Genomic DNA, 16019 nt, shown 5'->3' with positions numbered 1-16019 from the left:
TTAAGGTTTAACAATTTCGCTGCATGACTGCAGCTCCCACTCCCGCAAACTTGAATTAAAAAGCAAGCCGACCAATGACCATCATTTGATCGCCATAAAAGCCATTAAACTCGGCTTGACCGCCAATCGACAAGCTAGGGGTCAGCTGGTACATGCCACCCAGTTGTGTTTTGGTTTGGCTGCTCCACCCGTAATCGGCTATACCAATTTGCGCATTGAGTTCAATATTGTTGGCAGGGGCAAATCTAACGCCTCCCAGTACTTCTAGCCCCCAGTTAGTACTGGCATGCTTGCCCTTATCACTGAGGTTGGCCTTGCCGTCGAGAATAAAATCCATACTGGCGTTGATGGGCGTGTGAAAGCGCACCCCGCCATCGAGAAGGTAGTCGTTATCGAGTTCGGAGCCAAAGCCACCAATAAAAGCCAGTTGAGGCGTTAAAGGTTTACTGATATTGAGCTCTAATGCGCTGGGGCTTAAACCCGCTTTTAGATCGATATGACTGTAACTAAACCCCGCACTATTTTGAGCAAAAGAGAGCCCAGAAACAGGTAGAGTGAGCAAAGCAAGGCTCAGTTTTTTGGCTTTGTGCATCGTGCCTCCCAGTGAGAAAATCAATAAAGGGGCGATGTTAGCCTTTAATTGCTGAACCTAAGCTTACTCTGATGTTGTTTATGCTCGATAAAGCTGGTGTAAGTATTCAAGCCTAGCAGTGCTGTCTTGTAATCCACCGCTGCGGTTACACTGCAGCCATAATTGGCGATATTGCTCCAATAATGGCTCAAGTTGAGCGGCCAATTCGGCCTTGCTTGCGGGGGTAAACTGCTCTATTTCACGGGTTTGTTGATGCAGCATTTGCTGGCCAAGTTTGATCCCGTGTTGTAGCAATTTAGCGGTGAAGATCAATTGTTGGCGCCATGCTGAATCATGCTCTGCTGTTAGCTCATCAAGGCACGTTTGCACCACTTGCAGAGCGTTGGCGAAACCTGATTCGGTCAAATTGTTTGAGCGGCGCAAATGGCGGCGAAATTTTTGGTCGAACAATAATGGGCCAAGAAAACAGGCATTAGGCGTTTCGATAGCTAGATCAAGATAGATATTTTGCAAGCGAATCGCCCAATAGGCCGCGCGCTCGTCATGGCAAATTAAATGGTTAAGCCAATACTCTACATCCATCTCGGCATGTTTTTCTACGCCCCATGCTAAGGCGGCGCCATAAATATATCCGGCATACGGAAAGATATCTTGCTGAGCATGGCCCATGTCGCCCCATTCAGAAATATGATAACCGCTGGCGCCAAAGGCGAGGCCTGACTTGGCTGCGCGCAGCATATGGGTTTTGGCGTTATCCCAACGCCCTGAAATAGAAGCAAAACAGCAGGTGGATACCACGACATGAAACGGCAAGCCGGTGGCAGCCAGTTGCTGATGCTCTTCGTCATAAGGATGATTTGCTTCATAGCCCCAGTTAAGCAGGGTGAGGTTAGCGGGCAGTTGGCTTAAAATCTCAGGGTATTGAAACAACATGTCGCTAAATATTTGCGTGTGCAGTCCCTTGGCTTGGGTGAGAGTGAGGATCTTATTCAGGTAATCGACATACACTTGCCCCTTGCTGCTGGCTTCACAGGCGGCTTTACTGGCATCGACCCCTAAGTCCATGGTTTCATCAAAGTTTATATTGATGGTTTTACTGCTAAAGTTGGGCACCAGCTCATCAATCAGGCCGCTAACAAAATCAACTGACTGCTGGCTTAACGGATTCAAGCCAAATGAAAAGGGGCGAAAATCGCCGCGCTGGTCATAAAAGCCGGTGGTTTGCTCGGCAAGATGTTTGTATTCGGGGTGAGCTAGCCAGCGCTCCATATGGCCAAAGGTGGCGACATTGATGAGCAATTCGATACCGCGCTGTTGGCAATATTCATCTATCTGTTGTATTTCCTCTGCCGTCACCGGCGATTTATTGGCCCATACTCGCTGATGCTCACGCCAAGCAAAGGTGTGCTCGGTATAAAGTTGTAACTGGTTGATACGACAAAGTGACCAAAAATCGATAAGCTGTTTAAGATGTGCCAACGTTGGGATTTTATCGCGACTGATATCGAGCAGGATACCACGAGCCGAGTAATCGGGGGCGTCAGTGATGGTGCCGCATGGAAGTGCTTGATACTGCTGACATAACTGTTGCAAGGTTTGCAATGCATATAACTTCGCCAGTGGGCAAGCATAGTGAATGTCGACCCCTGTAGGGTGGATTGTCAGTTCATAACCCTGTGCAGGTAGTGTGGAATTTTCCTTGAGTTTCAGCCATGTCGGCGTTGGCGTCGACAGTATTATCTGATCAGGCTGCCATTGATGAGCCGGCGAAAATGCTCCCGCACTAGGTTGCCAAGATTTAGGTTGAGGAAAAAGACGTAATGACATAAGGACGATCTCAAACAGGTTAGATAAGTTAGCATACTCAAGTATGTTTTAAACTATCAAGATAATAATTTAAAATGTGTTACTTGCTAACATTACACGCCGATAAATGCCAGTTAAATAAAAGTTGCCTTGTTAACAATAAATCGACCTCAGGATCGCTTTTTAACCTGTAATTGACTTGTTTATGCTTAATGAATTTTGATTAGTGTTTAAATTTTCAAGGTTTTCTTGGTTTCCATTAGGTCGTAGATAAGTTTGTTTTTAAATTGTTAAGTTACTGTAAATTTTGGTGTTTTTTTACTTTTGTGCAAGATGGTGCTAGGCTGGATATGTTCTTTTTTGAACAAATTTTGAGCACAACATTATCATGCACAACATTAGGATGCAGACGTCAGATCGGCACCTAGACAACCAAGATTGCGGTTTACCTCTTCGGTGCGCGTCTTATTACGTCATTTAAGGCGTGACGACGAGGTGGGTTGACAGCAACGGGTGCAAACAATATAGGGAGATAATAATGGCTAAAAGTTATTTTAGAAGCTCGGGTGCTGCGGCATCAGTGGGAGGCTACAAAGCGCCAAGTTTATCAAGAAGCGGCAAGCCACAAGATATTGCTGCATTAAATGCCCCACCCACAGGCTCTTTTATGAAAACCAAGGTGGCGTTAACTCACTCTATTGTTGGGATAAACAATGGCAGTGTGATTAAGCCAGTGAAGCCGAAGTTTTTATTCCAGCCCGCCCCTGAGGGCAGTTTTTTAAAGCCTTATAAAAAGCGCCAAAGTGAATCGGAAACGGTTTAGCGTTTGACCTATGCTATCAAGCTATAGCTTGAATCCAGCAACATAAATAAAGCAAAAACGGTCAGTATCAGTGCGGTACTGACCGAAATTAAGGTTTGTTTTTGCTGCAAAAGGTTGAGCACCTGCGCCTGTCCCAAGGCGCAAGCGACCAGTAAATACCAAATAAAATCGACCCCAGATACGGTGAGGAAGATGATCACCTGGCTCACCAGCGCGTTGTCTGCATTAATAAATTGGCTGAACAAGGCGATAAAAAACAAGGCTATCTTAGGGCTCAGCAGAGCCATCAGAAAACCATCGGACCAAGGCTTGATTACTTTTTCCGCCACTTGATTTGGCTGAGTTTGAATCGTTTCGGCTGGGGTGTGATGGGATGGTGGATTGGTTGGTTTTTTTGCGCAGCGCCAGGTTTGCCAACCCAAATAGAGTAAAAACAGCGCACCGCTAAATTTGACTAGGTTAAACAATAACGGCGAATTGACCATGAGCAAGGCCACGCCTGAAACACTTAATAATGCCCATACCCCCACACCCAAGGCATGGCTGAATGCGGTGATAATACCGCCTTGGCGGCCGCTATTGAGGGTGTTGCGCATGACCAAGGCTAAGCTAGGGCCGGGGCTCATTGCCCCCAAGCAACAAATCAGAAACAGGGTAAACCAAAGCTCGAGGGACATAAGCAAGCCTCATAACCAAAAATGCCAGTATCGTTAACTTTGATACTGGCGGCAAGCTTATCATCCCAGATCCCTGTGGGAGCCCCAGTGATGGGGCGATGTGGTTTTAGTAATTATCGCAGCATGACTGCTGCCCCACAGGGTTACTTCTCCCACAGGATTGCAGCAGCCATAAGGCTTCAGTTCCCACTAGGTGGTTTGATACAGCAGTTTTAACCGCGACATCTTGGTTTTGGTTTGTTCAACCAAGCGATTATAGTCACTGACAATCTGGCTAAAATCCCCTTTAAACCGTTGCGGTTCAATACTGAATACGCCACCGTTTTCTGCTTGTTTACGAATAGCTTGATGAAACTGTTGCAAAGGCTGAAGGAACAAGCGGTGCTGGCTAATAAAGTGTGCAAGGGCCAAGATAACCGAGATGGCAATCAGTGCATACAAGGTATATTGCGTATTAACAAAGGCATTGGATTTCACTCCGAACAGGCTATGTTCAATGGCTTTAACATTGAGGGCAACCTGATTGGTGCGAGTCAGTAGCTCATCTTTTAGCACGTGGGTTTGTGCCAGCTGCTGCTGTGTGTAGTCAATTTCTTTGGGATAGCGTTGAATTAAGCTATTTAAGTTGTCGGTGATGGTGATGATCTTGTCGTTAGCGATTGCGTCTTCATCGGTACCAAAGAAATCATCGACGTCGAGACTTTCTTCCATTAAACCAAGGGGAGCAAGGGATTGGGTTTGCTTCACTTGGTTCTTAAGTTGGGTTAGCTGAAACGCGATACTGCTTTGCGTTGTTTCGCTGCGGCTGTCCAAATATTGGCTACGTAATAAACTGAGCACATGAGCTGTTTGCGCCATTTCGGCCGCCAGCATTTGGTATTGCATGGCCACACCTGGGTTGATATCCATTCCGGTTTCGCCGTATTCAGCCAATGATTTGATGTTATCGGCTAATTCACGCTCGGCGTTGACCAATACCGCTTGCGCATTGTTACCTAGCTTACCCGCGGCGCGGTATTTTTGGCTAAGGTCAAGGCGTAGCAAGGCGACTTGGTAAATGATGCTGGCGGTTTTATCGTTGTTGATTTGGCGCAGTGAGTTTTCTAACACTTCAAGCTGGGCTTCGGCCTTGGCTAAGATGGTCGCATCACCTGTGTTGAGGTAGTCGATCACCGTTTGTTTTATATCGATAGCAATTTTTGCTTTGATCTCTTGGTAACGCTGTACATCATCCTGCTGCGCTTCCAAGTTATTGGCCCCTTTAATAAAAGTTAACACCAACAACCCAGCAATCAAGCATTGGCCGATTAACGAGCCTAATAATAATTTTGGTAGCTTCATCTGCTTACATCCTTGTGGTTAAGTAACAGCGCGCATGGTAAGCACCAAGTGTGACAATTTTGTGATCTATAACAGTAATTTATCAGCCATTAGCATGATCCTAAGATAGAGGTGCGAGACGTTTTGATCTGGGCTGACCATTTCACTACAGGGGTGAGATTATGATAATCTTGCGCCAATTTTTTACCCCGTCGGAGTGTACCGTGAGCGAAAATGAAGAGTTATTAGCGCCCATCCATCAATTCTTACAATGCACCACCCCAGATGCGTGGGTAGAAGAAGCGATTAAGCCTGAGAATTTAAAGATCTTGCTGCTGGATCACTTGATGTGTGAGCTTAAAGCGGGCCAATCAGCGATGTTTTTGATCCGTAAATATGCGGTCACCCCAGAAAGTGCGCAAACCTTGTTGGATTGGTTTGGTCCCTATGAAGATTTTGCTTATCGCAAAAAAGGCGATCTCGCTAGCTTAAAAGGCAAGAGCAATATCTCGAAAAGTATTATGGCGAAAAGCGATTCGCCCTATAGCCAAGACTTGATCGATAAAATGGTGCTGTTAATCAAAGAAGAATTACACCACTTTTATCAAGTGCTAGAGATCATGGATGCGCGTGGCATTCCTTACGAGAACATTCGCGCAGGTCGCTACGCCAAGGGATTGCTAAAACAAGTGCGCAGTTATGAGCCACAAGCGCTGGTGGATAAACTAATTATTGGCGCTTATATCGAGGCGCGCTCTTGTGAGCGTTTTGCTAAGCTAGCGCCGCACCTCGATGACGACATGAACAAGTTTTATGTATCCCTTTTACGCTCCGAAGCCCGCCATTATCAGGATTACTTAACCTTAGCACAGCAAATCTCCCCTGATGACATTACTGAGCGTGTTGCCTTGATAGGTAAAGCAGAGGCTGAATTAATTCGCAGCCCAGATACGGACTTTAAATTCCATAGTGGTGTGCCGGTTTTGTAGAAGCCGCAGTAATTTGTGGGAGCACCAGTAATGGTGCGATTTGGTCTTAATAATTATCGCCGCATTACTGCGGCTCCCACAGTTCTACAGCTCCCACAGTACTGCTGCTCCCACAGGGCAGGTGTTTCTACCAAGTGTAAATCTAAGGTTAAGCAGATATGCAAATGAATCCACGCCAAGATGAGGCGGTAAAATACATCTCTGGCCCTTGCCTCGTATTGGCGGGTGCGGGCAGTGGTAAAACCCGGGTGATCACCAATAAAATTGCTTATCTGGTGCAGCAGTGTCAGTACGATCCGAAAACCATCGCGGCGGTCACCTTTACTAACAAAGCCGCCCGTGAGATGAAAGAGCGGGTCGCGCAAACCTTAGGTAAAAAGTCGGCCAAGGGCGTCATGGTTTCGACCTTTCATACACTAGGCTTAGACATCATCCGCAAAGAGCATAAGGTGATTGGCATTAAGCCGGGCTTTTCATTGTTTGATGATCAAGACTCATTAGCGCTGCTCAAAGAGCTGACGGAAAAAGAACTCAAAGAAGATAAAGATCTGTTGTCGCAATTGGTCACGCAAATTTCCAACTGGAAAAACGATCTGATCTTACCAACGCAAGCGATCAAGATTGCCCGCGGCGCGCAGGAGGTTTTGTTTGCGCAAGCTTATTATAAGTATCAACGTCACATGACGGCCTATAACGCCCTTGATTTCGATGATCTTATCTTAATGCCGACCATGTTGCTGAAATACAAAGAAGAAGTACGCAGCCGTTGGCAGCAAAAAATTAAATACCTGCTGGTAGACGAATACCAAGACACCAACACCAGCCAATATGAGTTAGTGAAGTTATTGGTGGGCGAGCGTGCGCGTTTTACCGTGGTGGGCGATGACGACCAATCCATTTATTCATGGCGCGGCGCACGGCCGCAAAACTTGGTGCTATTGAAAACCGACTACCCGAATTTACGCTTGATAAAGCTAGAGCAGAACTATCGCTCCACCCAGCGCATTCTTAAATCGGCCAATATTTTAATTGCCAACAACCCCCATGAATACGAAAAAGCCCTGTTTAGTGAGCTGCATTACGGTGAGCCGCTGCGGGTGCTTTATGCCAAGGATGAAGAGCACGAAGCCGAGCGGGTAGTGGCAGAATTGATGGGCCACAAGTTTATGAACAACACCAACTTTAAGGATTATGCCGTGTTATATCGCGGTAACCATCAAAGTCGGGTGTTAGAAAAAGCCATGATGACCAACCGCATTCCTTACAAAATTAGCGGTGGCACCTCATTTTTCTCCCGTGTTGAAATTAAAGACATGCTGGCGTATTTGCGCTTATTAGCCAATCACGATGACGACAATGCCTTTTTACGGGTGGTGAATGTGCCTCGCCGTGAAATTGGCCCTGCAACGCTGGAAAAATTAGGTAATTACGCTAATTTACGCAACATCAGCTTGTTTGCGGCCAGTTTTGAACTTGGTCTTGAGCAAACCCTAACGGGGCGTGGCTTACAAGCGGTGCGCAGTTTTACCCGTTGGCTAGTTGAGCTAAACGATCAAGCCCAGCGTGGTGACGCTGCCGAGGCGGTACGTGATATGGTGCGCCATATTCATTATGAAGATTGGCTGTACGAAACCAGCCCCAGCCCAAAAGCCGCAGAAATGCGGATGAAAAACGTTTCCGAGCTATTTCGCTGGGTAACGGGTTGGTTGGCAGGTGATGATCTAGAAGAGCCAATGACCTTGCCTCAAGTGGTGAATCGCTTAATGCTGCGCGACATGATGGAGCGTAACGAAGGTGAAGACGAAGCCGACCAAGTACAGCTAATGACCTTACATGCCTCCAAAGGCTTGGAGTTCCCCTTCGTGTTTATGGTGGGTATGGAAGAAGGTTTTTTACCTCATCAAACCAGCATAGACGAAGACAATATCGAAGAGGAGCGGCGCTTGGCTTATGTGGGCATCACCCGAGCCCAGCAAGAACTGACCTTTACCTTATGCCGAGAACGACGCCAATACGGTGAGTCAATTCGTCCCGAGCCAAGTCGTTTCTTACATGAATTACCACAAGATGATGTCGTGTGGGAGCGTAGTGGTCAGCAAACGCAAACCAAAGAACAAAAGCAAGAGAAGGGACAAAAGGGGATAGCTAACTTAAGGGTGTTGTTAAAGAAATCTTAAACACTATCAATTCTGTGGGAGCTGCAGCCTTGTGGGAGATGTTCTTTTGTGGGAGCTGCAGTCATGCAGCGATACAGTTTGAGACTAAATCGCACCATTACTGGTGCTCCCACAGATTACTGGTGCTGCTACAGCCCCTAAAGATTTTAGTCTTACAGACCGCTAATCATGAAATCAACAGCGGCTTTGATCTCATCATCGGAACAATCCATACACGTCCCTTTGGCTGGCATGGCATTAAAACCTTCGATTGCGTGCTTGTATAATGTGTCGTTGCCTTGAGCGATACGTGCAGACCAGGCTGCTGCGTCACCCTTAATCGGTGCTCCCGCTGCTCCGCTGGTGTGACAAGCCATACATTTGGTGTTGTAAACGGTTTCACCATCACGAGGGCCGGCATCCGCCACTTCAGTGGTTGCAGGTGCAACATCGGGTAGCTCACCGTCTAAGTACACATCACCCACAGGCTTAATGCGCTCAGCAATCGCTTCATCAGACATGTCGGCTGTGCTGGCAAAGCTGAGTGTTGAAAACAAGGCAAAAGCTGCCACGGTTAGCTTAGGTAATGTTAATAAGTCTTTAAGTGTACTCACGATTTGCTCCAATCTGTCACGCCTGAACAGGCTTCCTTTTTCGGTTTTTGTATAAGGGCATGGCGCCCAATTATTGCTCGAATTTTCATAGATTATAACTGCTATGTTACAAGGGATAAACATTCCAATGTGATTAATGCGCCAGTTAAACTAGAAAAACAGGGCAAACCCCAAGTATTTACGGACTAGATTTGGTATATTTGCAGCCCTTATTATTGAGTTAACACGTAAGCGTAAAGCGATTTTCGAGTGTACTTGTAATAACCATTTAGATATTAATGTGTTAGATTAACACTGCTGTCAGGTAGTCATCATGTCCAGCCAACAACCCCAACTTCAATCTAACAAGCAGTGGTTTTTGCTTTATTGCAAAGCGCGCGATGAGCGTCGAGCTCAAGAGAATTTAGCCAATCAAGGTATTGAAAGCTATTTTCCACAAATTGAGGTAGAAAAAATCCGTCGCGGGAAAAAAGTCCGCCTCGAAGAAGCCCTCTTCCCTTCCTATTTATTTGTTTTGTTGGATACCAGCAGCAGCAACTTTAATGCAGTGAGATCCACTCGTGGCGTGGTCGACTTTGTTAAGTGCGGTGCCGCCTATATGAAGGTAGCGGAAACTTTAGTCGCCGAGCTAAAAAGCGGTCAACACCACCTAGGCGTTCGTTGCCAGTTACCTGATGCGGGCACAGAAGTCGAAATTAGCTATGGCCCTTTCAAGGGCTTAACAGGGATCTTTCAAAAGTCTGATGGGGTAGAGCGGTCCATGCTACTGATTAAGATGCTCAACCAAGAAAATGAAGTGAGTATTGCTAATCGCGATTTAGCTTTGTGAGCCAGAATCCCCCCCATAATGGAGGTGACCAAGGGCGCAAATATTAAGTTTTTGTGAATGAAATAGCATAGACTAGGTTGCTCGGTTGTAAAGTATTTTGACTGATTCTTATTGAGTGTGATTGTGTTATCAGTTAGATATAAGGTTATTTCCCTTTTAAATGCTTTTGTGCGTTTTTAGACGCGCTGCTTATAGTAAGATCCTCTTCGCTGTTAAAATCACCACTTGGCCTCAGATATACCTCAAAAGGCGCAAACTTGCTGATAATAGTTTGAGTTTTTGAGCGCTTTCTGGCATCTTAGCAGCGCTTTTTACAACCCGATTATCATGATGCACAGCACTCTAAGAGCTACAACTTAGGGGCGGTAGCGTGCCAAAAATACCGGGTATACTTTAATGTCCATTGTTAGGTGATGTTATTTCCATGGATTGGTGGAAAAACGGCTTATTCTCTGCGGTTATTTTATGCTTGTTTACGACGTCTGCGGCAGCCTCACCTTGGCTTGAACCCGATGACGTATACCTACGTAGCAATCTTCAGCGATTAGCAGAAGCCGGGATCATCACTTCGTCGGTGAACACCTTTCCCTTGCCTTGGCGCGAGATAGGCCAAGAGCTAAAGCAAACTCAGCCTCATACTTTATCCAAAGAGCTGCGTGTAGCTTATATGCATTTGCGCCACGCCTTAGAAAGTGCGCAGTTAATGCGCGGCCAATCGGGCGTGAAATTAAAAGGGGCAACGGCGGCCACGCCCAGTGCTTTTGGTCAATATAACGTTAGCCGTTGGCAAACCGAAGGCTCATACAGCATGACAGAGCGCAGCTTTGCCTTTCGTGCTAATGCTAACTATGGCTACTATCATGGCGAAAGCCCTGAAATGAACTGGGATGGTGGCTTTTTAGCGGTTAACTTAGGTGATTTTTCTTTTGTGGGCGGCGCTCTGCACAAATGGTGGGGGCCAGGTTGGCAATCGTCGTTGGCACTTATGCCACAAGGCAAGCCGGCTCCAGCGGGTTACATCACTTATAGCCGCAACCAAATACCCGTGATTGATAATATCTACATTGAAACAGGCGGGGCATGGTTAGAAGACGCATCCCCTTGGGAAAAAGGTTGGCTAACACGCTTGGCGACTCGCCCCTTGCCCCAAGTAGAGTTGGGGGTGACGCATGCATATTACGATGGCCACAGTGATAACCGCGGACAAAGTTGGCTTTGGCGAGAAATCTTAGGTAAACAACAAGAAACAGGCCACCAAACGACCCTTGATTTACGTTTAACCCCTTGGGTTAATCATGCCCGCCAGCTCGCTATCACCCCAAGTGTTTACGGCCAATACCGTATTAATGATAATTTAGACCAGCAGAATGCCTACTTGGTCGGCATTGATGGGCAAACCATGGTAGGGGATGTACTGGCCCGCTTTGTGGTGGAATATCGACATAACCCACTGGCCGATAATCGTGAGCTCAACGCCATGCTGACCGGGCTAGATGAGCTGGGGCGCGGTAAAATTGTTCAATTGAACTCACTTTCCGATCAGACTTCGGTGGGCGGCTACCTGCAATTAGCCAACAACCATGAAATAAGCCTGTTCTATCACCATGAAAAATTCAGCCAATCGTATCAGCGCCTTGCCACTGAATACCGCCTGCCATTATTTAATGGCCTGTTCAGTGTGGCATTGCATGCCAGTGATGCCGATTGGCAACAAGATAAAGTTCAACTGTCGAGCAGTTGGGACTACCGATTTTAATTTTGACTCAAGCGGAACTCTAGTTAATGCAAGTTAATGGAACTCAACGAACCAAAATAAGCAAGAAGTTAGGCTATCAACTCAGCCAAGCGGGCAAATTCCTTTCGCTGATGGCATTAAGTGCGGGATTTTCTGGTTGGCTGCATGCGGCTAATCCAACGCCTGCACAAATTGCGCAATTTCAATCATTACCAAAAGCGCAGCAAGAGGCACTAGCTAAGCAATATGGGTTTGATTTATCGAGCTTGCAACAAGGTCAGACGACGCAGACACAGAGTCAAACCGGGCCGACCATTAATGAACGTGAAGTCAACGCCAAGCCCGAACGGGACATGGACTTAAAAGGTTTTGACACTACCCAAGAGTTAGAACTTTTTGGTTATAGTTTGTTTGCCGGTGAGCCAACCAGTATGGCGCCTTCACAAAGTGATATGCCGGCGCCATCAAATTACATCATGGGGCCAGGTGATGAGCTCCTAGTACAAGTTTACGGCAAGGATAACGAAGCTCATAGTTTTAAAGTCGGCCGAGATGGCACTATCGATTTTCCTAAGCTTGGCCCAGTCAATGTGGCGGGGCAAAGCTTTGACCAAGTGAAGAAAACCATCACCGAGTTTGTGCAGCGTAAAGTCATCGGTGTGGATGTGACCGTGAGTCTTGGCAACATTCGCACCATGCAAGTGTTTGTATTGGGTGATGCTTATAAGCCGGGAACATATGTTTTAAGCTCGCTATCAACGGTAACGCAAGCCATTCGTGCGGCAGGGGGGATTGATACTCTGGGCTCGCTGCGTAACATTCAAGTTAAGCGCGACGGTAAAATCATTCGCCATGTTGATTTATACGATTTGCTGTTAAATGGTGATACTTCTGCCGATATCCGTCTGCGAGACGGTGACTCTATCTATATCGCCCCGCGTGGTGCAACCGTGGTTGTGGATGGTGAGGTGCGTCGCCGCGCGATATACGAACTTAAAAAGACTGCCCCGCTTGGCAATGTGATCCGTGCAGCGGGTGGCCTTTCAGAGCGTGCATATAGCCAAAAAATCATTGTGGCTCGTGCGACCAAGTCCGGTACCGATATTTTTCACTTAGATTACACCAAATCAAAAGATCGCAACTTCACCATTCGCGCAGGCGACCGAATTAAAGTAGCGGAAGTGACCAAACAATTTAACAATGCCATTGCGCTACTTGGCTCGGTAGTTCGCCCCGGCGCTTACCCTTGGCGTCAAGGTATCCGTTTAAGTCACTTGGTTGGCGATGTGTCTCGTGATCTCACCAAAGAAGCCGATCTAAACTACGGCTTGATTGTGCGTGAAAAAAGCCTCAATGGTGATGTAGAGATCCTGCAGTTTAACTTGAGTAAAGCGCTAAAGGCCAAAGGCTCAGTGGATGATCCGGTTTTGCAAAAGCGTGACCAGGTGGTGATTTTTAATAAAGACTTGGGCTTTAGCTTAGAAGAGTTGTCGCAACAAAGTAAAACCACCACGGCGCAGTTAGAGAATATCCGCAGCAAAAGCGCCCAGCAAAAAGTCAACTTTCAACAAACCAAACAAGAAGAACAACGTGAACGCCAACAGCGCTTAGAGCAAGCTAAAAATGCCGAGATTGGTCAAATTTCCGATGAAGAATTAAATATCCAAGATCAAGCAAGCTTAAAGCTAAGCGAAGTGGACAGCTCTAATGAACTGACTCGCTCAGCGCAACAAGTGCGTGAACGTTTATTGCAACCTATCGTGGCGCAGCTATTGGCGCAATCCAGCCCAGCATCCCCGGTGAAAATTGTTGAAATTCGCGGTGCAGTGAAATTCCCTGGCGTTTACCCATTAGCAAAAGGGCAAACCTTTGCGGATTTGATTGCCGCTGCCGGTGGGTTAAAAGAATCAGCTGACTTAATGCGCGGAGAAATGACGCGTATGGTAGAGCAGGGCGGTAAGGCAAACTTAGTTCATCGTGATTTGAACCTCAAACATTTACTCAATGGCGATGTGAGCAGCGCGCTATACCTCGCAAGTAAAGACCGCATTAACATCTTTACCCGAGCGGAATGGCGTGAAGACTTATCCATCGAAGTGGGCGGTGAAGTCATGTTTCCAGGCCGCTATACCTTCTCTCGCGGCGATACCATTAACGATATCATTCAACGCGCAGGTGGGTTAACTGAGTTTGCTTATCCACAAGGCGCGGTATTCTCGCGTGAAACCTTACGCCAACAAGAAGCGCAAAAGCTGACCTATTTACATGAGCAGCTTCGCCAAGAAGTGTCTACTTTGGCCTTTAGACGCAAATCATCTAGTAACCCACTATCTTCATCGTCATCTGCGGGTGACGCCATGATGATAGTTGACCAGCTCGGTGTGGCAGAGCCGGTTGGGCGCATGGTGATAAACCTAGACCAAATAATCGAAGGCAATCAGCAACAAAATGTAATGCTGGAAAATGGCGATAAGATCTACGTGCCACCTAAACGTAACGTGATCACCGTCATGGGCCATGTACAAATGCCATCGTCGCAAATTTACGACAGCAGCATGTCGGTAAAAGATTACCTCGATGCCACGGGTGGGCCGAAAAAACAAGCCGACACCGACCGTATCTACGTGATCCGCGCCAATGGCTCTGTCATGATGCCGAACAATTCATACTGGTTTAAGCGTGGGGAAGAGCCGCTGCAACCGGGCGATACCATAGTGGTGCCAATGGATACCAACTACCTAGATGCGCTAGATGCGTGGACATCGGGTACTCAAATCCTTTACCAGCTAGGTGTCGCGTGGAGCGCAATCAAAGACTAACCTAGCCCAAACCGTGCGGGGCCGGAACCTTGTGGGAGGGGAGCTCGCTCCCCGAATAAGCAACAAGAACAAAGCGCGCATTGGACTATTTGGAGCTTTAGCCTTGTGGGAGCCGCAGTAATGCGGCGATAAAAGATGAATGGCTCGCACCATTACTGGTGCTCCTACAGAAAAATGCAAACTAAATATAGTCTTGTGTGAGAGAAACTCGCTCAGTGAACTAATAAACACAATCTTGAGCGAATTGCACTACTGTAGGAGCGGCTTTTAAGCCGCGAATATTGAGGTTTACTCACTGTTCCGATGTAAAAATCGCCTAAAAAAGGCAAACCGAATACAGCGATGATGTGCAGGTGCCAAATAATTATCACTCCATCTCTGATACTCTCACAAACACACAAACTAGATGCCCTCTTAATAAAAGATGAGCTTTGTAGGAGCTGCAGTAATGCAGTGATATAGACATAGAATTAATCACACCATTACTGGTACTCCTACAAAAACACAACTACTTTCAAATGGCTTTGAACAACAAACATGACCATAGATAACAAACCAACACAAGCGCCGCTTTACTTAACCCCAGAGATGCTACAACAACTGCAGCAACCTCAACCTACCGATGACGAAATCGACCTACGCGAACTATTTGCCGCTCTTTGGAAAGGCAAATGGCTAATCATCCTATGTACCATTATCTTTGCAGCTGGTGCCGTGGCCTTTGCTATTAACCAGCCCAACTACTACAAGGCTCAAGTGTTACTTGCACCTTCATCGGGGGACAGTGGCGGCAGCGCTCTAGGCGGTCTAGGCGGACTTGCAGCTTTAGCGGGGGTTAATATTGGTGGCGCAAAAGACGATAAAACCCAACTAGCCTTAGCCGTATTAAAATCACGTGAATTCCAAACCCGCTTTATCAACAAAAATGAGCTTAAAGTGCCTCTATTCGCTGGGCAAAAGTGGGATTCGATTAGTGGTGAGTTATTATTAAATTCAGAGATTTATGATGAATTAAGAATGGAGTGGGTACGTGAAGTTACACCTAACAAAAATCCTGAGCCATCTGACTGGGAAGCTTATAAAGCTTTTTCAACAATTATTACTGCTGTACAGAATAAAGAGAGTGGCTTAGTCACTGTCTCGGCGGAATATCTCTCACCTACTTTGGCGAAACAATGGGTAGAACTTCTTGTAGAAGATCTAAATAAGGTAATGAAAGAACGTGAGTTGATCGATACGCAGCGTAATATCGACTACCTAGAGCGACAACTACAAAATACCACCATTGCTGATATGAAAAGTGTTTTCTATCAGTTGATTGAAGAGCAACTAAAGAACCGAATGTTAGCTGAAGTGCAAGATGAATATGTATTTAAAATAGTTGATCCAGCAGTCGTACCAGAAGAAAAGAGTAAACCAAGGCGAGCACTGATATGTGTTATAGGAACATTACTAGGTGGAATGCTTGGCTGTGTTATTGTCCTAGCATGCTATTTATTTAGAAAATAGCAAAGTTCATATGATGTTCCCAAAAGATTTATGTCATGGGCTATGTGTAAAGTGATACTTAACGATCAAGGCTTTAGAAAGAATTCCGTTTCTATAGTAGGCAATAGCACATTGGAGATGGCTAAAGCGCTGAGCTAGATAGTTTAATAC

General features: G+C 46.4%; 12 protein-coding genes. 7 read left to right on the top strand and 5 right to left on the bottom strand.

What is annotated here, in order from left to right:
- Positions 1-55 precede the first annotated feature (55 nt).
- Both K6Y21_RS14240 and K6Y21_RS14235 read right to left on the bottom strand, forming a co-directional pair.
- A complete protein-coding gene (locus tag K6Y21_RS14240) occupies positions 56-592 on the bottom strand; it encodes a hypothetical protein (protein WP_233072510.1) in 537 nt (178 codons plus the stop codon).
- A gap of 78 nt (positions 593-670) precedes the next feature.
- Entirely contained in the window at positions 671-2419 is a 1749-nt protein-coding gene (locus tag K6Y21_RS14235; RefSeq protein WP_233072509.1) for a family 20 glycosylhydrolase, read from the bottom strand.
- A gap of 517 nt (positions 2420-2936) precedes the next feature.
- Between K6Y21_RS14235 and K6Y21_RS14230 the strand changes: the two genes are divergently transcribed.
- Positions 2937-3221, top strand: a complete 285-nt coding sequence (locus K6Y21_RS14230; RefSeq protein WP_233072508.1) for a hypothetical protein — start codon at positions 2937-2939, stop codon at positions 3219-3221.
- 8 nt (positions 3222-3229) lie between these two features.
- On the opposite strand, the gene K6Y21_RS14225 is transcribed toward K6Y21_RS14230, so the two are convergent.
- A complete protein-coding gene (locus K6Y21_RS14225) occupies positions 3230-3898 on the bottom strand; it encodes a LysE family translocator (RefSeq protein ID WP_233072507.1) in 669 nt (222 codons plus the stop codon).
- A gap of 189 nt (positions 3899-4087) precedes the next feature.
- Positions 4088-5239 (bottom strand): hypothetical protein, encoded by a 1152-nt coding sequence (locus K6Y21_RS14220; protein WP_233072506.1) that lies wholly within the window; start codon positions 5237-5239, stop codon positions 4088-4090.
- A gap of 161 nt (positions 5240-5400) precedes the next feature.
- On the opposite strand from K6Y21_RS14220, the gene miaE reads away from it, so the two are divergent.
- Together miaE and rep are read left to right on the top strand one after the other, a co-directional pair.
- Positions 5401-6207 (top strand): tRNA isopentenyl-2-thiomethyl-A-37 hydroxylase MiaE, encoded by an 807-nt coding sequence (gene miaE, locus K6Y21_RS14215; protein ID WP_233072505.1) that lies wholly within the window; start codon positions 5401-5403, stop codon positions 6205-6207.
- A gap of 158 nt (positions 6208-6365) precedes the next feature.
- Complete coding sequence (rep, locus tag K6Y21_RS14210) at positions 6366-8384, top strand: DNA helicase Rep (protein WP_233072504.1); 2019 nt, start codon at positions 6366-6368, stop codon at positions 8382-8384.
- Positions 8385-8536: 152 nt separating this feature from the next.
- Here the strand turns inward: rep and K6Y21_RS14205 are convergent, their stop codons facing one another.
- On the bottom strand, positions 8537-8977 hold the full coding sequence (locus tag K6Y21_RS14205) for a c-type cytochrome (RefSeq protein ID WP_233072503.1): 441 nt from the start codon (positions 8975-8977) through the stop codon (positions 8537-8539).
- Between the two features lie 313 nt (positions 8978-9290).
- On the opposite strand from K6Y21_RS14205, the gene rfaH reads away from it, so the two are divergent.
- The 4 genes from rfaH (at position 9291) to K6Y21_RS14185 (ending at position 15869) form a co-directional block, all read left to right on the top strand.
- The gene (rfaH, locus tag K6Y21_RS14200) at positions 9291-9806 is read left to right on the top strand and encodes a transcription/translation regulatory transformer protein RfaH (RefSeq protein WP_233072502.1); all 516 of its coding nucleotides are present in this window, start codon (positions 9291-9293) and stop codon (positions 9804-9806) included.
- A gap of 424 nt (positions 9807-10230) precedes the next feature.
- Complete coding sequence (locus tag K6Y21_RS14195) at positions 10231-11562, top strand: capsule assembly Wzi family protein (protein ID WP_233072501.1); 1332 nt, start codon at positions 10231-10233, stop codon at positions 11560-11562.
- A 26-nt stretch (positions 11563-11588) separates the two neighbouring features.
- Positions 11589-14360 (top strand): SLBB domain-containing protein, encoded by a 2772-nt coding sequence (locus tag K6Y21_RS14190; protein WP_233072500.1) that lies wholly within the window; start codon positions 11589-11591, stop codon positions 14358-14360.
- 537 nt (positions 14361-14897) lie between these two features.
- Positions 14898-15869 (top strand): Wzz/FepE/Etk N-terminal domain-containing protein, encoded by a 972-nt coding sequence (locus K6Y21_RS14185; RefSeq protein ID WP_349629499.1) that lies wholly within the window; start codon positions 14898-14900, stop codon positions 15867-15869.
- Positions 15870-16019: the final 150 nt, after the last annotated feature.

Source organism: Motilimonas eburnea (assembly GCF_021295345.1).
Classification (GTDB): domain Bacteria; phylum Pseudomonadota; class Gammaproteobacteria; order Enterobacterales; family CBDFNC01; genus Motilimonas; species Motilimonas eburnea.
Note: the sequence above shows the minus strand (reverse complement) of the source record. Positions and strands in the feature narration are given on the sequence as shown.